This window comes from Streptomyces sp. NPDC017676 (genome assembly GCF_044329325.1).
Taxonomy (GTDB): domain Bacteria; phylum Actinomycetota; class Actinomycetes; order Streptomycetales; family Streptomycetaceae; genus Streptomyces.
This window is the reverse complement of the sequence record NZ_JBIRJA010000016.1, coordinates 218,490-238,615: the sequence shown is the minus strand read 5'-3', so window position 1 is coordinate 238,615 and position 20,126 is coordinate 218,490. Positions and strand designations below refer to the sequence as shown.

General features: G+C 73.3%; 18 protein-coding genes. 8 read left to right on the top strand and 10 right to left on the bottom strand.

Annotated features, from left to right (window positions below):
• Positions 1-9: 9 nt before the first annotated feature.
• Positions 10-1,212 carry a Gfo/Idh/MocA family protein gene (locus ACH4LD_RS31585; RefSeq protein WP_398057381.1) on the bottom strand — a complete coding sequence of 401 codons (1,203 nt, stop codon included), beginning with the start codon at positions 1,210-1,212 and terminating at the stop codon, positions 10-12.
• Between the two features lie 129 nt (positions 1,213-1,341).
• On the opposite strand from ACH4LD_RS31585, the gene ACH4LD_RS31580 reads away from it, so the two are divergent.
• Both ACH4LD_RS31580 and ACH4LD_RS31575 read left to right on the top strand, forming a co-directional pair.
• On the top strand, positions 1,342-2,490 hold the full coding sequence (locus tag ACH4LD_RS31580; protein ID WP_398057382.1) for an ROK family protein: 1,149 nt from the start codon (positions 1,342-1,344) through the stop codon (positions 2,488-2,490).
• Positions 2,491-2,623: 133 nt separating this feature from the next.
• A complete protein-coding gene (locus ACH4LD_RS31575; protein WP_030640852.1) occupies positions 2,624-2,809 on the top strand; it encodes a hypothetical protein in 186 nt (61 codons plus the stop codon).
• Between the two features lie 82 nt (positions 2,810-2,891).
• Here the strand turns inward: ACH4LD_RS31575 and ACH4LD_RS31570 are convergent, their stop codons facing one another.
• The 4 genes from ACH4LD_RS31570 to ACH4LD_RS31555 all read right to left on the bottom strand — a co-directional run bounded on the left by ACH4LD_RS31570 (position 2,892) and on the right by ACH4LD_RS31555 (position 7,004).
• Entirely contained in the window at positions 2,892-4,268 is a 1,377-nt protein-coding gene (locus tag ACH4LD_RS31570; RefSeq protein WP_398057383.1) for a S1 family peptidase, read from the bottom strand.
• Positions 4,269-4,406: 138 nt separating this feature from the next.
• Positions 4,407-5,237: an SAM-dependent methyltransferase gene (locus ACH4LD_RS31565; protein ID WP_398057384.1), complete on the bottom strand. Its 831-nt coding sequence runs from the start codon at positions 5,235-5,237 to the stop codon at positions 4,407-4,409.
• Between the two features lie 187 nt (positions 5,238-5,424).
• Complete coding sequence (locus ACH4LD_RS31560) at positions 5,425-6,381, bottom strand: transposase family protein (protein ID WP_398057563.1); 957 nt, start codon at positions 6,379-6,381, stop codon at positions 5,425-5,427.
• A gap of 80 nt (positions 6,382-6,461) precedes the next feature.
• The gene (locus ACH4LD_RS31555; protein WP_397981475.1) at positions 6,462-7,004 is read right to left on the bottom strand and encodes an MOSC domain-containing protein; all 543 of its coding nucleotides are present in this window, start codon (positions 7,002-7,004) and stop codon (positions 6,462-6,464) included.
• A 406-nt stretch (positions 7,005-7,410) separates the two neighbouring features.
• On the opposite strand from ACH4LD_RS31555, the gene ACH4LD_RS31550 reads away from it, so the two are divergent.
• Positions 7,411-7,797, top strand: a complete 387-nt coding sequence (locus ACH4LD_RS31550) for a PPOX class F420-dependent oxidoreductase (protein ID WP_132785734.1) — start codon at positions 7,411-7,413, stop codon at positions 7,795-7,797.
• Between the two features lie 190 nt (positions 7,798-7,987).
• Here the strand turns inward: ACH4LD_RS31550 and ACH4LD_RS31545 are convergent, their stop codons facing one another.
• Together ACH4LD_RS31545 and ACH4LD_RS31540 are read right to left on the bottom strand one after the other, a co-directional pair.
• Entirely contained in the window at positions 7,988-8,404 is a 417-nt protein-coding gene (locus tag ACH4LD_RS31545; protein ID WP_132785735.1) for a zinc ribbon domain-containing protein, read from the bottom strand.
• Positions 8,405-8,561: 157 nt separating this feature from the next.
• Positions 8,562-9,308 carry a TetR family transcriptional regulator gene (locus tag ACH4LD_RS31540; protein ID WP_398057385.1) on the bottom strand — a complete coding sequence of 249 codons (747 nt, stop codon included), beginning with the start codon at positions 9,306-9,308 and terminating at the stop codon, positions 8,562-8,564.
• A 297-nt stretch (positions 9,309-9,605) separates the two neighbouring features.
• Here ACH4LD_RS31540 and ACH4LD_RS31535 point away from each other — a divergent pair, with 297 nt between their 5' ends.
• A complete protein-coding gene (locus tag ACH4LD_RS31535; protein WP_398057386.1) occupies positions 9,606-10,454 on the top strand; it encodes a hypothetical protein in 849 nt (282 codons plus the stop codon).
• Positions 10,455-10,493: 39 nt separating this feature from the next.
• Here ACH4LD_RS31535 and ACH4LD_RS31530 read toward each other — a convergent pair whose 3' ends face one another.
• Together ACH4LD_RS31530 and ACH4LD_RS31525 are read right to left on the bottom strand one after the other, a co-directional pair.
• On the bottom strand, positions 10,494-10,802 hold the full coding sequence (locus ACH4LD_RS31530) for a hypothetical protein (RefSeq protein ID WP_398057387.1): 309 nt from the start codon (positions 10,800-10,802) through the stop codon (positions 10,494-10,496).
• Positions 10,803-11,058: 256 nt separating this feature from the next.
• Complete coding sequence (locus ACH4LD_RS31525; RefSeq protein WP_398057388.1) at positions 11,059-11,643, bottom strand: DUF488 family protein; 585 nt, start codon at positions 11,641-11,643, stop codon at positions 11,059-11,061.
• A gap of 290 nt (positions 11,644-11,933) precedes the next feature.
• Here ACH4LD_RS31525 and ACH4LD_RS31520 point away from each other — a divergent pair, with 290 nt between their 5' ends.
• From ACH4LD_RS31520 to ACH4LD_RS31505, 4 genes are all read left to right on the top strand, one after another.
• Positions 11,934-13,718, top strand: coding sequence for an N-acetylglutaminylglutamine amidotransferase (locus ACH4LD_RS31520; RefSeq protein ID WP_398057389.1), 1,785 nt, complete (start codon positions 11,934-11,936; stop codon positions 13,716-13,718).
• Positions 13,715-16,159: a prolyl oligopeptidase family serine peptidase gene (locus ACH4LD_RS31515; protein ID WP_398057390.1), complete on the top strand. Its 2,445-nt coding sequence runs from the start codon at positions 13,715-13,717 to the stop codon at positions 16,157-16,159. The genes ACH4LD_RS31520 and ACH4LD_RS31515 overlap by 4 nt, the downstream gene beginning before the upstream one ends.
• A 116-nt stretch (positions 16,160-16,275) precedes the next feature.
• Positions 16,276-16,947 carry a peptidoglycan-binding protein gene (locus tag ACH4LD_RS31510; RefSeq protein ID WP_398057391.1) on the top strand — a complete coding sequence of 224 codons (672 nt, stop codon included), beginning with the start codon at positions 16,276-16,278 and terminating at the stop codon, positions 16,945-16,947.
• Between the two features lie 76 nt (positions 16,948-17,023).
• Positions 17,024-17,542: a flavin reductase family protein gene (locus ACH4LD_RS31505; RefSeq protein ID WP_398057392.1), complete on the top strand. Its 519-nt coding sequence runs from the start codon at positions 17,024-17,026 to the stop codon at positions 17,540-17,542.
• Positions 17,543-17,577: 35 nt separating this feature from the next.
• Here the strand turns inward: ACH4LD_RS31505 and ACH4LD_RS31500 are convergent, their stop codons facing one another.
• On the bottom strand, positions 17,578-19,998 hold the full coding sequence (locus ACH4LD_RS31500; protein ID WP_398057393.1) for a SpoIIE family protein phosphatase: 2,421 nt from the start codon (positions 19,996-19,998) through the stop codon (positions 17,578-17,580).
• Positions 19,999-20,126 lie beyond the last annotated feature (128 nt).

Below are 20,126 nucleotides of genomic sequence, written 5' to 3'. Positions count from 1 at the left end.
CGGGACCCGTCACTCCTCCGGCGCGTCCCCGAAGTCGGGGATCTCCAGCCGGACACCGCCCTGCCGTGCCGACTCGTGCGCGATGACGCCCGGCAGGGTGTAGCGGGCGGCCACCCACGCGTTCACCGGTGGCAGCGTCCGCGTGGTGACGGCGGTGACGAAGTCGTCCACCAGGAAGTGGTGGCTGCCCTCGTGCCCGTTGTGCAGGTGGTCGAACTCCCGGGGCAGCCGTGACCGGTCGTGCACCGGCGCCGAGCCGGAGGTGAAGGCCGCGCGGAGTTCCGGCGCGATGTGGGCCAGCGACGGGTCGTCGGGGGCCAGGGTCGGCTTCGGCTCCAGCAGCTCGCTGATGTCCTCGACCCCCTTCTTGTCCTGCCAGAGCGCCACCGTCGCCAGCTGTTCCATGCTGGCCTCCGTACCGAAGAACCGGAACCGGGACTCGCGGATGTGCGAGGGGTAGCCGACTCGCCGGAACTCGTTCGTACGGAACGATCCGCCGCCCGCCACCTCGAACAGGGCGGTCGCGTTGGACACGTCGTTGTCGAACTGGCTGACCGAACGGTCGAAGACGCCGTCGCCGCGCTCGTCGCGCACACCGATCGCGGACACGCTCACCGCGTGCGTCCCCCAGGCCCCGAGCACCCCGCCCACCGCGTGCGTCGGGTACAGCAGCGGGGGATAGCTGGCGGTCGCCTTCCAGTTCTCGCCGCCGCTGTACTGGTAGGCCTCGTAGAACCCGAGGTCCATGTCGTGGACGTAGTCGCCCTCGGCGTAGAACAGCCGGCCGAAGGCGCCCGCCGCGATCTGGTTGCGGGCGTGCACGGTCGCCGGGTGGTAGTGGCTGGTCTCGCCCATCATGTACGTCAGCCCGGTGGCCCGGACGGCGTCGATGATCGCGGCCATCTCGTCCACGGTGATCGCCATGGGGACGGCCGAGTAGACGTGCTTGCCCGCGGCCAGTCCCTGGAGGACCAGCGGTCCGTGGGTCCAGCGCTGGGTGAAGACCGCGACCGCGTCGACCGCCGGCGACTCCAGCATCGCCTCGTACGACGGGAACGTGCCCGCGAGCCCCTGAGCGGCGACGAGCCGCTCGGCCCGCTCGGGCAGCAGGTCGGTGACATGGACGTCACGGACGCCGGGATGGGCCTGGAAGAGGGTGGCGAACTGCCCGGAGAACTGTCCGGCGCCGACGATGCCGAGGGAGAAAGTCATACGGATTACTTTCGCCACGGAACAATTCAGCCGTCAAGAGCTGCGTAACCTCACCCTGGCAACCTCATCCAGCACCGTAAGCTGGCCCCATTACTTCTGTACGGGAAGAAAACAGAGAGGTTGGCTTCCATGACCAGCTGGTTGCCGCTGAGCCCCGCGGAGCGCTCCGTGGCGATCGAGGTGCTCGTGCACGGCCCGCTGTCCCGCACCGAGCTGGCGCGGCGGCTGCGCCTCTCCCAGGGCAGCCTGACCCGGCTGACCAAACCGCTCATCGAGTCCGGGCTGCTGGTGGAGGCCGCCGAGACGGGCGGGGCGGGCGAGAGCCGCCAGGGGCGGCCGTCGCAGCCCCTCGACATCGTCGCCGAGTCCCGCTCCTTCCTCGGATTCAAGATCACCGCCGACCGGGTCTACGGCGTCGTCACCACCCTGCGCAGTGAGGTCACCGGCCGGCTGGACCGGCCGTTGACCACGCACGACCCGGACGCCGTCGCCGCCCTGCTGGCGGAGATGACCACCGAACTGGCCGGACGGCACCCCTCCCCGGCGGGGCTGGGCATCGGTGTGGGCGGACGGGTGCGGGAACGCACAGTGGTGGGCGAATCGGGCTTCCTGGGCTGGCGGGACGTGCCGCTCGGCATGCTCGTCCGGGAGCGCACCGGGCTGCCGGTCGTCGTGGAGAACGACGTCGCGGCCCTGGTGGAGGCCGAGACCTGGTTCGGCGCGGGCCGGGGGCTCGACCGCTTCGCCGTACTGACCATCGGCGCGGGCATCGGCTACGGGCTGGTGCTCGGCGGCCGTCGGGTGCCGTACGAGGAGGAGGACCGCGGCTTCGGCCGGCACTGGATCATCGATCCGTACGGCCCGCTCACCCCCGAGGGCGCCCGGGGCAGCGCCGTGTCGTTGCTCACCGTCCCCAGCATCCGCTACCAGGTGCGCGCGGCCACCGGCCGGGACGTCGGCTACGAGGAGATCCTCGCCGGTGCCGCCGCCGGCGAGCCCATGGCCCTCCGGGTCGTCGACGAGGCCGCCCGGGCCCTCGGCACCCTCGTCGCGCAGATCGCCAACTTCGCGATGCCGCAGAAGATCCTGCTCGCCGGAGAGGGTGTCGGCCTGATGGATGTGGCGGGGAACACGGTCCGCGACACCATCCGCTCTCACCGGCATCCGCTGGCCGCCCCGGTGGACCTGGAGACGAAGGTGTCCGACTTCCACGACTGGGCGCGCGGCGCGGCGGTGCTGGCCATCCAGGTGCTGGTGCTGGGCCGGACCGGGGAGTGAGCCGGGGTCGAGGAGCGGCAGGGGCGGGCGGTGAATTCCCGCTTCCGGTTGACACATTGACGTGATGAGTAACACGGTCCGGAATGTCCGTATCACGGCTACTTACTCACAGCGCCTTCACCTCGATCGGCATATGCTTCACAGCATGTCCACCACTGTTGAAGCCGTCTCCGAGCGATCGGCCGCGGAGGTCAACGAGGAGATCCGGGCCCTGTGGCGCCGGTCGGGCGGGACACTGACCACCGAGCAGCGTGCGGAGTACCAGCGCCTCGTGATGGAGTGGGCCGCCGCGGCCCCGCAGCCGCACCGGGCGGCCTGACCGACCCCGCGGACACCGCGCCGAACCGTCAGGGGCACCCGTGAACGCACGGGTGCCCTTCTCGTCGTAACCCGGCCTCCCGTCAGCCCCATGTCGCCGAGTAGTACCGCTGGTACGCCTTGCGGTCCTGCTCGGCCCGGATGTACCGGGTCGCCACCAGCGCGATCAGACTGCCCGCGATGACCAGCAGCCCCGGCCCGACATTCCGGGTGTCGGTCAGCCGCGCCAGCAGAGTGCTGCCCTCGGACGCGCCCGTGACCGGCGCCGAGGAGCCCGGCGAGGCCGCGCTCGGCACCATCGCGCCCTGCGGCGCGGACGCCGACGGCGCGGGGGAGGAGGTGCCGCCCGGGGCGCCGCCCGCGTTCTGCGCCGACACGATCAGCCGGACCCCGAGAGCCGTCAGCGCCTTGGTCACCGGCTGGAAGAACGTCGTCCCGCCCACCGTGCAGTCGCCGTTCCCGCCCGAGGTGACGCCGAGCGCGATGCCCTCGGAGAACAACGGGCCGCCGCTGTCGCCCGGTTCGGCGCACACGGTGGTCTCGATGAGCCCGGTCACCGTACCCTCCGGGTAGTTGACGGTCGCGTTCAGCGCCGTGACCTGGCCGTCGCGCAGACCGCTGGTGCTGCCGCTGCGGAACACCCGCTGCCCCACCGCCGGATCGGCGACCCCCGTGATCCGCACCCCCTTGCCACCGCCGATCGCGACGACGTCGGCGCCCGCGCCGGCCTTGCCGCCGGCGTACCGCACGAGCGAGAAGTCACTGCCCGGGAAGGAACTGTTCACGGTCCTGCCGAGTTGCTGATCGCCCTGGTTGTCGGCGAACCAGGTGGCCCCGGCGGGCCCGCAGTGGCCGGCGGTGAGGATGAAGTCGGACCGCCCGTCGGTGACGTTGAACCCGGCCGAGCAGCGACCGCCCGTCGACAGGATCGGCTGGGCGCCGTTCAGCCGTGTGGTGAACGTGCCCTTCGTACGCTCCATGTGCACGAAGCTGCCGATCCCCGTGGCGACCCGGGTCAGCCGCGACCAGTCCCCGGCGGACACCGTGCGGTCCGCCCGCACCACGACCCGGTTGGTCCGGTAGTCCACCGCCCACGCCGTGCCCGGCACCCGCGGAGCCGAACGCAGCGTCGCCGTCGCCGACTTCAGCTCGTTCATACTGTGCGACACGACCTTCGGCTCCGCCCCGGCCCGCCGCACCTCCCGGGCCGTCGCCTCGTCGGTCACGGCCACGACCGTACGCCCGTCGGCGCCGATCCAGTTGCCCGCCGTACGGGCCGTGCCGAGCCGCGCCACCAGCGCGGCGCCGGTGTCGCCCGTGGCGACGAGCGGTCTGGCCGAGGCGGGCGGTGTCTCGCTCGCCATGGCCGCCTGGGTGACCATCGTGCCCCCCAGGAGGAGTCCGCCGACCGCCGCCAGCCGTGTCACTCGCCGGACGACCCGTCGTCGTGCGTGCCGCATGCATGGCTCCCGAAGCCGAACCCGAACGCGCGCTGCCCGTACCGGCACCGCGAGGCCCCCGGATCGTCGAGGGCCCGCTCCTCCATACGGGGGCCGGGGCCACGGCGTTCACCGGCGCCGGTGAACCCCGGGCGCGGTTCAGTTCTTGCGGGCCACCCCGCCGAACATGGCGACCTCCGCCGGCTCGGCCCCGTCGCCGTCCTCCGGGCGCCACCGCGAGCAGGACACCACACCCGGCTCCAGCAGTTCCAGGCCGTCGAAGAACCGCGCCACGTCCTCGGGCGTGCGCTGCTTCAGCTTCGGAGTGCCGTGCTCGTTCCAGAACTTCACCGCCTCGTCCACGTCCGGCATCGACGGGCTGGTGATGGTGTGCGACAGCACCAGGTGGCTGCCCGCCGGCAGCCGGTCCGTCAACTGCCGCACCAGGCCGTACGGGTCCTCGTCGTCGCCGATGAAGATGACCACGCCGAGCAGCATCAGCGCCACCGGCTGACTGAGGTCCAGCGTCTTCGCCGCGTGTTCCAGGATCGCGTCGACGTTGCGCAGGTCCTCGTCCAGATAGTCGGTACGGCCTTCCGGTGTGCTGGTCAGCAGGGCACGCGCGTGCGCGAGGACGAGCGGGTCGTTGTCGACGTACACGATCCGGCACTCCGGCGCGATCCGCTGCGCCACCTCGTGCGTGTTGTCGGCGGTGGGCAGCCCCGTACCGATGTCCAGGAACTGCCGGATGCCCACCTCACCGACCAGATGGCGCACCGCGCGGCCCAGGAACAGCCGGTCGGCGCGCGCGTACTCCCCGATGCCCGGGTGCAGTTGGCGGATCTGGTCGCCGGCCGCCCGGTCGACCTCGTAGTTGTCCTTGCCGCCGAGCCAGTAGTTCCAGATCCTGGCGGTGTGCGGCTGGCCGGTGTTGATACGGGCGCGCAGCGACACGGCCACGTCGTTGGTGGCTGCCGGGTTGTCGGTCACGTGGGTCAGCTCCTGGGTGCCTGAAGAGATGCCTGAGGGTGTCCGGCGAAGACGCCTGACGGGGACTGCACCGTGCAAGACGCAATCTAGACGCCCGAGTTGATCTCCGCCGCCCGGCCCGGGTTTTCGGGCTGCCCCACGAATGGTGGCGGGCCGTGCCGACCTGGATGTTCGGCTGGTGGGTGATTCAGCAGGCCGTCGTGCGGACGAGCACGAGTTCGGTGCTCGGCTTGTGCCGGGTGGCCCGATTGGCGGCGCGGTCGGAGACCAGGCCGGCGATGGCCCGGTGGGTGTCGCCGTAGTCCTCGCGTCGTCCGGTGTACCGCTGCAGCGTGCGCCATTGCCGGTGTTCGGCGTTGGCGTGCTCGACGCACATCCGTCGGGAGGACTGACGACGCCGCTGCTCGCGCCACCCGTACCGTTCGGTCAGCGGCGCCTCGTCAAAACCTTTCGGTTTTCTCGGCGGGGCGCTGACCTGGTCAGGGAACTCGTTGGCCAGTCCCCGGTAACCCTCGTCGACCTCGGCTTTCACACCGGGCTGCAAGCGGAACTGCTCGGCAATGCCCTCGGTGCGCACGCAGGTCTGGTCGTGCATCCGGCCGGGACGCATCGCGCCGGACCACAGGGTGCGGCCCCGATGGTCGCTGATCGTGGTGGTCTTGATGGTGTTCTGCCTGCGCTTGCCGGAGACGAAGGCCCGCCTGCCGGGCCTGTTGGCCCTGGGGCGCCGGACCTGGGTCTCGGTGCCGTCGATGCGCAGGGTGATGTTCTCGGCGGCGGCGTAGGCGAACACGTCCTCCAGGGTGTGCAGTCGCAGGCCGAGCCGGTCGGGGATGGCGAATCCGCGCTCCGCCAGAAGCGGGCGGATCTCGCTGATGGCGCGGCCGATGGTGGAGGAGCCCACCTCGTAGATCACGCCGAGGGCCTCGTGGGTGAGGCCGGTGCGCAGGTGAACCAGGGTGGCCAGCAGCCGGTCGGTGAAGACCAGTTCGTACTTCGGTCCGGCCCCGGCCTGCCGTCGGCGGGCGCCCCGGCGCCGCTCGTGCCGCGCGGACTCGCAGCGCGCTTCCCAGCGTGGCGCGAGTTCTTCGATCAACTCGCCGAGATGTTGGCGCGCGACGCCGCAGAAGGCAGGATGGGCCATGGCCGCGCGGGCCTGCTTGATCTTCACACCTCAAGAGCCCGCGCGGCCGTCGTCATGTCACGGCCTGCCCGTGAAGCGGGTCAGACCCGGTCCAGAGGTCGGTGCGGACCGCTGGGAAGTTCCATTTCGATCGTGTCGCCAGGGCACACCACGCCACCTTCCCTCACGATGCTCATGATTCCGGCTTTGCGCACGATGTTCCCCGCCTCGTCGCGGCCGACGACCTGCTTCAGCAGCCCGTCCTGGAACTTGTCGATCTGCAGGCAGGGATTGCGGAGGCCGGTGACTTCCAAGACCGCGGAGTCACCGATGCGCAGCAATGTGCCGACCGGCAGACCGAGCAGATCGATGCCGCGCGTGGTGATGTTCTCGCCGAGTTCGCCGGGCGCCACCTTAAACCCTGCTTCGCCGACCTCGGCGAAGAGCTCTTCATGAATGAGGTGGACCTGGCGCAGATTCGGCTGAGTGGGATCCTGCGCGACGCGCGAGCGGTGCTTGACCGTCACACCGGCGTGCACGTCCCCCTCCACACCGAGTCCGGCGACCAGTCTGACGCTGTCCCGGTTCGGCTTCGTGAACGAGTACTCCCCGTTGCTGCTGACCGCCGTCACTCTCCCGCTCATGCCTCGGAACCCCCTCGTCAGTAACCGTGATCAGCCACGAGCCTAGCCCCCACTCCTCAAGGCGCAACATCCACGATCAATCGCGGGTGGGGCCGTTTCCGTTGAGCATCGGGAAGAGGGCCGGCGCCACCCGCATCCGCGCCCGGTAGGCGTCCGCCTGTCGCCGCTGCGCGGCGAGCCGGCGCAGCATCCCGGCGGCCTCGGACCCGGACGCGGCCCCGCACCGCGTCCCGCCGCTCCCGCGTTCCGCCGCTCCCGCGTTCCGCCGACTCCGTCTCCGGTCACGTCACGGCCCCTCGGCCCGACCGGGCCGCACGACCAGCCTCCCGCACGTCACCACCCGCCCGTCGGGCCGCCCGAGTCACCGGGCTTCGCCGGGTGCGGGCCGCCCTCCTACACTGCGGGCATGGACGACACGCGGCTCGACCGGCTCGGGTCCGGCAAGTACCTGCTGCTGACCAGCCACCGGAAGAACGGCACGCCCGTCGCGACCCCGGTGTGGGTCGTCCGGGACGACGGCACGCTCGGGGTGTGGACGGCGGCCGACAGCGGGAAGGTCAAGCGGATCCGGCGCCGCCCGGACGTCCTCGTCGGCCCGTGCGACGTGCGCGGCAACCCGACCGGCGACCAGGTGCCGGCCACCGCCGAGATCGCCGATCCGGCCACCACCGCCCGCTACCGGAGCCTGATCGCCCGCAAGTACGGCCTCCTCGGCCGCCTCACCCTGCTGGGCAGCCGGCTCCGGCGCGGCCTGGACGGCACCGTCGGCGTCCGGGTGACCCTCGGGGAGTGAGGGCCCTACGGCACCGGCGTCATACGAGCCGTCAGGTACCGAACCGGACGGCTCAAAGCCCCCGGTCGACTTGACCCGGGTCGAGTCCGGCGCGGCAGGCGGCGGTCAGCGGCAACGTCCGCGCGGGAGGAGGGGATCCGGCCGTGGTGTCAGCGGCACCGTGCCGGTGGGGTACGGCGGTGTACGGCGGTCAGGTCCAGGCCCGGTACGGCTCGTCCATCAGCTGGAAGACCGGCTCCCCGCGCACCGGGTCCTTGGCGGTGGACAGCCGCACCCGGTCGCCGCTGTGGATGCCGATCGGCGGACCCATGACCCGGCCCCGGACGACGAACCCCTCGGCCATCTCTATCAGCGACACATTGCGCGCCGCCGGTGTGTTGCGGTGCACCACCGTGGAGTGCCGGACCGTGCCGACGCCCTCGCTGCGCTCCGTGCGCAACTCGCTGCCCTGGCAGACGGGACACAGCAGCCGGTGGTACATCGCGGTGCCGCACCAGGTGCAGCGCTGGAAGAGGATGGCGTCCTTGGAGTCCGTGGCGGCGGGATCGAGAACGCCCGCCGCGGAACCGGCCACCGGATGCGAGGTGCTTGCTGAGTGGTGGTACACGCTGGTCAACTCCCTGCGCTCGGCCGGAATCCCGCGTGCCCGGGGCGGACCGGGCACACGTGTGCGCGGTTGCCGTGCCACCGTGCACGCCGACAGAGTATGGCACTGAGTGTCACTCGTAAAGGCACTCGGTACCCCTAATCACCCCTGTTCCGGGTCAACCCCTGCCGAGCGCCGTCTCCAGTTCCTGCACCACCCGCCACAGCGGCGCGTCGCGGCGGGACACCAGCACCACCACGTCGTCGGGCTGACGCGCCTGCGCGCCGGCCGTCACCGACCCGGCCCGGGCGGAGGCCGGCGGAGCGTCCGCCGTCCGGCCGAACGTCTTCTGCACGTACCCCAGAGCGTGGTCCACGGCGGCTCCCGGGTCACCCCTGCCCTCCGACCGCAGCCAGGAGCGCAGGGCGTTGTTGTGCGCGGCGACGACCGCGGCGGCGATCACGTCGGCCCGCAGGGTCCCGTCGGGCCGTCCCGCGAAACGGGCGCGGAGGTACTCGGCGAGCGCGCGTTCGTAGCGCCACACCACCGACAGTTCGTACGCCCGCAGGCCCGGCACCTGCCGGGTGAGGCGGTAGCGCTGCACGGAGAAGGCCGGGTTCTCGGCGTACATCCGCAGCACCAGCCGGGCCGCGTCGCACACCCGCCGCACCGGCTCGTGTTCCGCGCCGCCCGCCGCGAGGAAGGCGGTCATGTCGGCCAGGCAGCGCTCGTGGTCGGGGAAGACCACGTCCTCCTTGGAGGGGAAGTAGCGGAAGAACGAGCGCCGGCCCACCCCGGCCAGGGCGACGATGTCGTCCACGGTGGTCTGCTCGTACCCGCGTTCCAGGAAGAGCCGGAAGGCCGCCGCCACCAGGGCGTCCCGGATCGGCGGCTTCGCGGCCGGCGCCGCGCTGCTGGAGCTCATGGACGGGAACGTAGCACCCGGACCGGATTCGTGACACTCAGTGCAGCGCGAGAGTCTTTCCGGGGGAACTGAGTGCTTCTGAGGTCACCGTGAAGCGGCCGGAACGGGCTGTGAGGTGCGGGGCGGGAGATGGGTGGTGGCTGGGGGTGGCCGAAAGTCGCCGCACCCTGCGGCGTAACCTTTCTCCGCCGTCACCGCCGCCGTCGAAGACGCCGCCGGCACCGGCCCCGCACCACCGCGCCGCACCACTCACCCGCACCACACACCCGCAGCCCCGCGCCGCCCCGAGGAGCCCCCATGCCCGCCGCCCGCCCGCGCCTGCTCTACGTCACCGACCTGGCGTACCAGGCACGCGGGCGCCGCTACTGCGACGAGGACATCCACCTCACGTCCCGGCTGCGCGCCCACTTCGACCTGGCCCTGTGTCATCCGGTGGACGCGGCGGCCCTGATGGACGGCTTCGACGCCGTGGTCGTGCGCAACAGCGGGCCCGTCCTCGGCTACCGCAAGGAGTACGAGGCCTTCCGCGCGCGGGCGCTCGCCGCCGGGACCCGGGTGTACAACCCGCTCACCGGCAAGGCCGACATGGCCGGGAAGCAGTACCTGCTCGACCTGACCGCCGCCGGCTTCCCCGTGATCCCGACCGTCGACCGCGCCGAGGACCTGGACCGGTTGCCGGCCGCCGAGCGGTACGTGGTCAAGCCGAAGCAGGGCGCCGACTCCCTCGGCCTGCGGATCGTCCCCGCGGGCGGGGTCGCCGGACTCGCCACCGGGGACGTCCTGATCCAGCCGTGCGTCGACTTCGCCTACGAGGTGTCCTTCTACTTCGTCGACGACGACTTCCAGTACGCCCTCCACGCCCCCGACCCGGAGCGCCGCTGGGAGCTGCGGCCGTACCAGGCGACCGCCGCCGACCTGGAGTTCGCCCGCCGGTTCATCGACTGGAACGACCTCGGCCACGGCATCCAGCGCGTCGACGCCTGCCGCGCCGCGGACGGGGGCCTGCTGCTGGTCGAACTGGAGGACCTCAACCCCTACTTGTCCCTCGACGCGCTCCCGGAGGAGGCCAGGGACGCCTTCGTCACCGCGTTCACGGCGTCCCTGAGCCGGTTCGCGCGGGGAGTGCTCGTACCGGCCCGACGGTGAGCGGCGGATCACCCGGACACCTCGCCCACCGACGGCCGTTCAGGGCCGGGGATCGGTGCGGTGCCAGCGTGGCCGAGCGTCACCGCCCCGGCGTCCGGCCACGGACGCGCAGCGTGGGCACACGCGCCGCACCCGGTCCGCGGCGCCCCCGGATTCCGGGAAGGTGTCCGCCCAGCCGATGTGCGGGAAGCGCGTCAGCCGCGAGCGGCTGAGGGACAGTCCGCAGACGGTCTGGTTGAGACCCGGCTCCCACGCGTGGACCTCTCCCGCGGGCAGCCGGCGCCGGCCCTCCTCCTCGTCGGTCCACTGTCCGGAGGCGGCGACGGCGTACTGCTTCGGGCGTCCCATGGCGTGCTCCGGACCCGGTCAGCCGGCGTTGCCGGCCGCGCGTGACCGCCCGGTGCGGCCGGTACGGAGACCGTGGGTCGCCCCGTGTGCCAGGGGGCGGGCGTGCGGGACGCGGGAACGCTGGTACTCGGTCATCGTGGCACCGTCCTCGACTCGGCTGGACCGCACCACGCGTGCCCCACCGGGCGCCCGCCACACCCGCAGCGCACCGGGGTGCCCGCGGACTGGCACGCCGATGCCTCCCCTGCGCGGGACCTCACTCCGCCGCTCGCGGACCGTCGTCGTAGACCAGCAGGCCGTCACCGCGGAGACGGACACCTGGCGTCGCGCTGTGCGCCGTGAGGTGCCCGTCGTGCATCAGGTGCAGGACGACCGCGCCGCGGGCCAGCACGGCGAAGTCGGCGATCAGGCGCCGGTGGCACCTCCACCACACCGCCTCGCTGCACATCACCGCGGTACGTTCCCCGCCCGCCTGGTGCAGCACGCCGTCCATCGCGGTCACGAACTCCGCGCTGCGGGTGTGAGCGGCGTAGCCCCGGAAGGACTCGTTGCGCCAGACGGTGTCGGGTGAGTCCGGCGGCGGCTTGCGCCACCCGCCCAGCCGCCGCTCCCACCGGTAGGCGATGTGCTCCTCGGGCATCCACTCGGCGAGCCGCTCTCGCCCCAGGTCCGGATCGCGGCGACTGCCCGGCGCGGTCCTGACGTCCACGACGGCGGTGACACCGGCCTCCCGCAGCAGCTCCGCCAGCGTCTGCCGGCCGGCCGTGCCGTGGCCGAAGGTGATCAGCTCCGGGCCCGAGCTGGGGACCGGGCCCACGGGATCGGTCCGGGCGTGGTTCATAGACCGAGTGCACCACGGTCGGCGCGTCGAGTGCGCGGTGCGGGGCTTACCCGCCCGGGGCCTGGGCACTCGAAGACGACACAAGCCGCCGCAGCCGCCGGTCTCTGTTCCTGCAGTCGTCAGGGCGCCGGCCCGGCCCGCGTTCGCCGCGGTACGCCGGCAGTGGCAGTCGCCGCTCCGCGAGCCGCGCGACAGGTTCCGTCGTCAACAGAAGGGAGCGTCATGTATCCCAGTACCGCCCAGCTCAGCACCGGGGGGCGCGCCGGTGCGCCGGACGGAGGCGGGGCGTCATGTGCGGTCTGAGCGGGGAGGTCCGCTTCGACGGGCGCTCGCCCGATCTCGCGGCCGTCGCACGCATGACGGAGCGGCTCGCCGACCGCGGACCCGACGGACAGGGGACCTGGAGACGGGGCGCGGTCGCGCTGGGACATCGCCGCCTGAAGATCATCGACCTGTCGGACAGCGGATCCCAGCCCATGACGGACGCCCGGGGCGAGATCACCGGCGTCTTCAACGGCTGCGTGTACAACTATCCGGAGCTGCGGGAGGAGCTGCGCCGCCTCGGCCACCGCTTCGCGTCGACGTCGGACACCGAGGTGGTGCTCAACGCCTACCGGCAGTGGGGAACCGCGTGCGTGGAGCACTTCCGCGGCATGTTCGCCTTCGCCATAGTCGAGCACCGGACGGGCCGCGTCGTCCTCGCCCGGGACCGGCTCGGGATCAAGCCCCTGTACCTGGCGCGGACGCCGGGCCGGCTCCGTTTCGCCTCCACGCTGCCCGCTCTGCTGGCCGCCGGTGACGTGGACACCTCGCTCGATCCGGTGGCCCTGCACCAGTACCTGAGCTGGCACGCCACGGTCGCGGCGCCGCGCACCGTCCTCAACGGGGTGCGCAAGCTCCCCCCGGCCACCGTGCGGGTCGTCGAGCCGGACGGCACGTACCAGGACCACTGCTACTGGCAGCCGTCCTACACGCGCCGGCCCGAGCACGCCGGCATGACGGCCGACGAATGGCGGGACGCGGTGCTGGACGCGCTGCGCGTGGCCGTGCGCCGGCGCACGGTGGCCGACGTGCCGGTCGGTGTCCTGCTCTCCGGCGGCCTCGACTCCAGCCTCATCGTCGCCCTGCTGGCCGACGAGGGCCAACGCGACCTGATGACGTTCAGCGTCGGGTTCGAGACGGAGGGCGGCGAGGAGGGCGACGAGTTCCGCTACTCCGACCTGGTGGCCCGGGAGTTCGGCACCGACCACCGCCGGCTGATGGTGCCCTCCGAACGGGTGTCGACGGCCCTGGACGGGGCGTTCGAGGCGATGAGCGAGCCGATGATCAGCCACGACGTGGTCGCCTTCCACTTGCTGTCCGAGCAGGTGTCCAAGGAGGTGAAGGTCGTGCAGAGCGGGCAGGGCGCCGACGAGGTCTTCGCCGGTTACCACTGGTACCCGGAGCTGGCGTCGGTCCCCCGCGAGGACGAGCCGGAGCGGTACGCCGCGACCTACTTCGACCGGTCGCACGCCGACCTCGCCCGGGTCCTGCGGCCCGAGATGCTGCCCCACGACGACATCTCGGGACGCTTCGTACGGGAGCACATGGCGCGACCGGGGGCGGAGACGGCGCTGGACGCCGCTCTCCGGCTGGACACGCACGTCATGCTCGTCGACGACCCCGTCAAGCGGGTCGACAACATGACGATGGCCTGGGGCCTGGAGGCCCGCGTGCCGTTCCTGGACCACGAACTGGTCGAGCTGGCGGCGGCCTGCCCGCCGGAACTCAAACTGGCCGACGGCGGCAAGGGCGTGCTGAAGGAGGCGGGCCGGAAGCTGCTGCCCCACGAGGTCGTCGACCGCCCCAAGGGCTACTTCCCCGTGCCGGCCATCCGGCACATGGCGGGTCCCGTCCTCCGCCGCGTGCGGGAGGCACTTCACGCGCCGGAGGCAAGGCGACGCGGGGTGTACCGGGACGCCTACGTGGCGGAACTCCTCAGGGCGCCCGACGAGCACCGGACCAGGCGGGGCGCGAACGCGCTGTGGCAGATCGCTGTGCTGGAGATATGGCTGCAGACCCACGGAATCAGGTGACCGACGACCGGGGCGCGCGGGCGGTGCACGGCCCGGCCGCCGTCATCCGCTCCGGACCACCGGGTCCGACCGGTCCGGTCCCCGTCCGGTCCCCGGACAGCCGTACCGGGGACCTTCTCGACGCTGCCCGTGCCGCCGCCCCCGCACCGGTGCCGCTGCCCGAGGCGGGCGGCCCGCGAGACGCGGTGACACGGCTGCGCGCGCACGGCTGCTGGTACCCGTCCGCGAACGCCGACGGCGGCGAGACGGCCTTCATCTGTGACCGAGGGGGCGTCCCCCAGCTGTGGGCCGGGCCCGTCCACGGCGACGAGGTGCGGCTGCTCGACTCCTCACCGGACCCGGTCAAGGAGGTCTCCTGGTCACCGGACGGCCGCTGGATCGCCTACACGACGGCGCCGGGCGGCGGTGAGCACTCACGGGTGCTCTGCGTGCGGCCCGACGGCACCGGCCGCCGCATCCTGGCGGGTGCCGATCCGGCCAGTTCCGCCTATCTGGGCTGCTGGGCGCACGACGGCTCGGCCGTCGCCGTCACGGTCGCGGCTCCGGCCGCCGCCTACGGGGGCCTCGCGAGGCAGGCGCTGACGGACTCCGGCCCGGCGGACGACGGGCTCGCCGGGATGCGCCCCGGGGCCGACTGGGCGGAGCGGGACGGCCACGCCACGCTCCTCGGCCCGCCCGCGTACGACGCCGCCTCGGGGACGGCGCCGGACGGGACCCCCACCGGCAGCACGGCTCCGGCGGCCCGGCCCGACGGCGGCCTGTCGGTCTACCTGATCGATCCCGACGGTCTGGCCTCGCCGGTCCTGCTCACCACCGAGACCCACGCCGCATCGCTGCGCGCCTGCGACCTCAGCCCTGACGGCGGCCTCGCGCTGCTGCGCCGGGGGCCGCGCGGACGGCGCGAGGCGGTCGTCCTGCGCACCGCCGACTCGGTGACCACCCTCGTCGTGCCGGTCGCCGACGGCGACCCGTGGATCGGCCGGTTCTCCCCGGACGCGCGGACGCTGTGGCTGCGCAGCAACGACGACCGTGAGTACGCGGCACTCCTCGCGGTGGCCCTGGACGCCGACGGCCGGCCGCATACCGTGTCGGTCGCGGCGGAGCGCGCGGGAAGCGACCTGGAACTCTTCGCCCTCGCTCACGACGGCCGCACCGCCGCGCTCGCCTGGAACGTGCGAGGCGCGAGCGAACTGGAACTCGTCGAGACCTTCCCGAGGGGACGGACCCCGGGCCCGACGGGGCAGGTCCCGGGCGTGACGGGGCAGGTCCCGGGCGTGACGGGGCAGGTCCCGGGCGTGACGGGGCAGGTCCCGGGCCTGACGGGGCAGGTCCCGGGCCTGACGGGGCAGGCCCCGGGCCTGACGGGGCAGGTCCCGGGCGTGACGGGGCAGGTCCCGGGCCTGACGGGGCAGGCCCCGGGCCTGACGGGGCGGACCCCGGACGTGACGGGGCGGACCCCGGACGGCACGGGTCCGGCGAGGGCCTTGCCCCTGCCCCACGAGGTCGTCACCCGTGTGACCGCCGCCGGTGCCGGGCGCCTGCTGCTCGCGCTGTCGGGGTCGCAGCGCCGCCCGGGTCTGTGGTGGGCCCACGAGGGCGTGTCGCTGCTGCGCACCCCGTGGTCCTCCCAGGACGAGGACGCCGTCCCGCCGGGCCGCCCACCGGTCCGCCCCGTCCCCGTCCGCCTGACCGCGCGGGACGGGCTGCCCCTGAGCGGCTGGTACTACCGGGCGCCGGGGCGCGCCCCCGACGAACCGGCCCCCTGTGTGATCCACCTGCACGGTGGCCCGGAGGAACAGGAACGCCCGGTGTTCAACCCGCTCTACCACGAGCTGGTCGGGCGTGGCCTGGACGTCTTCGCACCCGACGTCCGGGGCTCCCTGGGACACGGCCGCTCGTTCGTCGACGCCGACCTGGGCGCGGGCCGCTTCGCCGCCCTCGACGACGTCGCGGACTGCGCGGTCCACGCGGTCACCGCGGGCCCCGCCGATCCGACGCGGCTCGCGGTCATGGGCCGCTCGTACGGCGGTTACCTCACGTTCGCCTCCCTGGTGTGGCACCCGGACCTGTTCCGCACCGGGGTCGCGGTCTGCGGCATGTCCGACTTCCTCACCTTCTTCGCCGGTACCGAGCCGTGGATCGCGGAATCGGCGGCGCACAAGTACGGTCACCCGGAGCGCGACCGTGAGCTGCTGCGAGCCCTGTCGCCGATGAGCCGCATCGACGCGCTGCGCGTCCCGCTGCTGGCCGTCCACGGCGAACACGACACCAACGTGCCGCCGGGGGAGTCCCAGCAGTTCGTTCGGGCCGCGCGGGAACGGGGCGTCCACGCGGAACTGCTGACCCTGCGCGACGAGGGGCACGACTTCCTGCGTGCGGACAACCGGCGCCTGTTCCGCCGCGCCGCGGCCGACTGGATGCAACGGCACCTCCACGCGTGAGCCCACCGCCTCGTCAGGGGTGAGCGCAGGGCTCCTGAACGAGGCCGCGCTGGGCGCCGTATCTGAGCACGCGGGCCGCGCGGACGCCCTGGCCCGCGGGACGGAAGGAGAGCCAGGTGCCGACACCGCCCGACCCCGAACAGCCGCCGCCCGGACCGGTCCTGGAGCCCGTCCGGGTCGTGCGCCTGCGCCGCTTCGACGCCCTCGCGGAACTCATGCGGGAGATCCGGCCCGATCCGGTGACCCACGAGGACGACACCCAGGAACTCCCGCCCGTACCCGCCCCGGTCGCCCGCCCCTCGGCCGCCCCCGGACCGCACGCGGGCCGGGGTCCGCGCCGGGCCACGGTGGCCGCGGCCGTCGTGGCGGCGGCCCTCGCCGGCTTCGGCTGTGCCCTGCTCCTGCCCGGCCGTCAGCAGGCCGCCGTCACCGCCCGCCCGGCCCCGCCGGCCACGACCGCACCGCCGGCCGGTGCACCAGGCGGCCCCTCGCACCCCACCGCGTCCGCCGAACCGACGACCCCCACCACCGCGCCCGACCCCGACGGCCCCGGCACCCTCCGTCAGGGCGACACCGGGCCCGACGTCGCCGACCTGCAACAACGCCTGCTGCGCGTCCCGGACGTCTATCGCGACGGCTCCACCAGCGGCACCTACGACACCACGCTCACCGAGGCCGTGGCCCGCTTCCAGCTCTGGTACGGCGTCAGTGGTGACGAGACGGGTGTCTACGGCAACGACACGCGCCGCGCGCTGGAGTCCCGCACGGGCTCCGGCGACGATTCATGAGCGGCACACCGGGCACACGAGGACCACCGCGCGGCCCGCGCGGGCCGGCACCGGGCGGCGGACAGGAGCGAACGGCATGGCGGACGAGAGCGGCACGCGGGGCGGCCGGGCGCGACCGGACCTGGACGGCTTCTTCGACCGGCTCGACCCGGACATGTGCGTGGTGACCGCCGCGGCGAGCGGCAGGCGCGCCGGATGCCTGGTCGGCTTCGCCTCACAGTGCTCCGTCCAGCCGCCCCGGTTCGCCGTGTGGCTGTCCAAGGTCAACCAGACATACCGGGTCGCCCGCGCCGCGCAGTTCCTCGCCGTCCACCTGCTCACCCGCGACCAGCGGGACCTGGCGGAACTCTTCGGCGGCGAGACGGGCGACGAGGTCGACAAGTTCGCGGGGCTCGCCTGGCGGGAGGGGCACGGCGGCGCCGCCGTCCTGGAGGACACGGCGGCCTGGTTCGTCGGTGCCATCCTGCAGCGCACCGACGGCGGCGACCACGTCGGCTTCGTGCTCGACCCCGTCGAGTGGGGCGAGGGCCGCGGCGGGTCCCTGCTGCGCCTCTCCGACGCCGTCACCATCGACGCCGGCCACCCCGTGGACTGAGCACGGCCGCCCCTGGACCGAGGGGACACCAGCCGTCAGCCCTCCGCGGGCTCCGCCGCCTCCTGCACCTCTTCCAGGGGCATCCGGATGTCGAGCACACACACGTCGTCGCGCCGCTCGTCCGCCAGCATCGTCGCGAGCAGCGCGTCCAGCGAGCCGGACTCGCCGCGGCCGTGGGCGCGGACCGCCTCGGCCAGCCGGGCGAAGCCCGCGTCCAGGCCCTCGCCGGGGCGTTCGACCAGGCCGTCGGTGTAGAGCAGCAGCCGGTCACCGGGTTCCAGCCGCAGCTCCCGCGACTCGTAGGCGGGGGCGGCCGTCGCGCCGAGCAGCATGCCGCCGGGCCGGTCGAGGAAGCGGACCTCGCCCCGGCGCACCAGCAGCGGCGGGGGGTGTCCCGCCTGCGCCCAGGCGAGGACCTGCTGGTCGGGGTCGTAGCGGGCGAGGACCATGGTGGCGGTCATCTGGCTGTCGCGGGAGTGCAGCAGCAGCTGGTTGAGCCGCGCCAGCGCCCCGGTGAGCGAGGAGCCGGTGCTGACCATGCCCTTCGCGGTGAACCTGAGCTGGGCCATGGTGGCCACGGCGTCGATGCCGTGGCCCGCCACGTCACCCACCACGAACAGCGCGTCGTAGTCGGGCAGTTCGATGGCGCTGAACCAGTCCCCGCCGACGTGGATGCCGGCCTGCGCGGGCAGGTAGGCGACCTCGACGCGCAGCCCGGCCAGCCGCACCGGCTTGCTGGGCTGCGGCAGCAGGGCGTGCTGGAGCCGGGCCGCCAGTGCCCGTTCGGCCTGGAGGATGCCGCGCTGGAGCAGCATCGCGCGCTCGCTCTCCACCAGCGCGAGTTCCGCGCTGCGCTGCGCGGTGAGGTCCTGGACGAACCCGTGCACCTCCACCGGGGTGCCGTCGGCCGCCATGACGGCCTCGGCGACCATCCGCAGATGCCGGACCCCCTCCGGCGTCTCGACACGGAACGGCACGTCGAACGGGTGCCCGTGGGAGACGAGTTCGGCGATCGCATGGGCCAGCGGCCCCGTGTCGTCGGGCAGCACCAGGTCGGGCAGCTCCTCCAGGCGGACCGGCCGCTGCCCGGGGTGCAGGCCGAGCACGGTGTACGTCTGCGTCGCCCAGGAGGTTTCCTGGGTGATCAGGTTCCAGTTCGCCCAGCCCAGGTTGCCGAGCCGCTGCACGTCGGCCAGGCGCTGCTCCTGGCGTTCCACCGGGTCGTGCCGCAGCCAGGTCACCACCAGGCGCTCGCCCAGCGGGGCGGCCCGCACCGTGTAGATAGCGGTCACGGGCACCTCGCCGACCACGTCCTGGTAGGCGAACGGCTCGCCCTCGAAGGGAACTCCGGTTTCGAGGGCCTGCAGATAGCCCCGCCACAGCGGTTCGCCCGCGACCGACGGATAGCTCTCCAGGACACGCCTGCCGACCATGTCCCGGCCGGTGCGGCCGAACACGTCGACCGCCTCCGGGGTGGCGGCGTCGATGAGGTAGTCCTCCACCTCGCCGGAGGGGGCGCGCAGCGGGCTCAGCAGGATCGCCGCGCCCGGCAGCGCGTCGAACACCGCCTGCACGGTCTGGGAGATGTCCGCGGGCGCGCCGCCGCGCGGGTTGTCGAAGGCCCGCAGCCGGCCCGCGCACAGCCGGGCCACGGCCCGCAGCAGCTCCCGGTCGCGCCCCGCGAACGGCTCGGGGCGCCTGCGCAGCACCCCGAGGGCGACGTACGCGGTGTCCCCGGCCGGCACGGGCAGCCAGGCCCGGGTGAGCCACCGCTCCGGCGGATCGCCGATGAGCAGGTACCGGGTGCGGTCCAGGGCGACGTCCTCCAGCCAGCGCGGCTCCCCGGACTCCAGGGCGTCCAGCGCCGCCACGCTGGTCACCGGGGGGAGCTGGCGCCACTGGGCGGCGAGGGTGGGGTCGATGCCGGCGTACCCGATCAGTCCGAGCCCGCCCTCGGGCAGCCGCTCGTACAGCATCACCGCGTCGGCGCCCGCCTCGGTCGCGAGGTGGTCCAGCAGGCATCCGGCCAGCTCGTGCGGCGAGCCGACCCGGAGCAGGTCGCGGCCGATGTGTCCGAGGACGCCGGTCAGGTCCGTGGTGCCGGCGGGCACGCTCTCCCAGGGGCGTACGGCGGCGGCCGGGGCGGGCGGCGTCGCGGGCTGCTGCCGGGGCGGCAGGGCGCCCAGGGTGAGCCAGCACTGTTCGAGGAGGGTGCGGTTGCCGTCCTTGGCGCGCTGGACCAGCTCCTGGTGGGCGGCGTCCGGGGTACAGGAGGTGACGGCCATCAGTACGCCCTTGGCCCGCTCCAGGACCGCGGAGGTGGCGGCCAGGTCCCGCAGCCGTTCCATTTCGGCGCGCTGCCGGGCCACGACCTTGGCCAGCGCCGCGAGGTCGGCGCTGGTTCCGCGGTCCACCGGGGGCAGGGGCTCGCTCGTCACGCGATGAGCATTGCACATCCGTGCCCGTTCGATCACTCGTCTGCCGGGTCGGGATTCACACGACCGGTGGACAGGATCGACGGCTGGGAAACGGCTGGGAAACGGCGGGGAGGCGCCCGGGCCGAGGCAGGGCGAGGGAGTGGTGA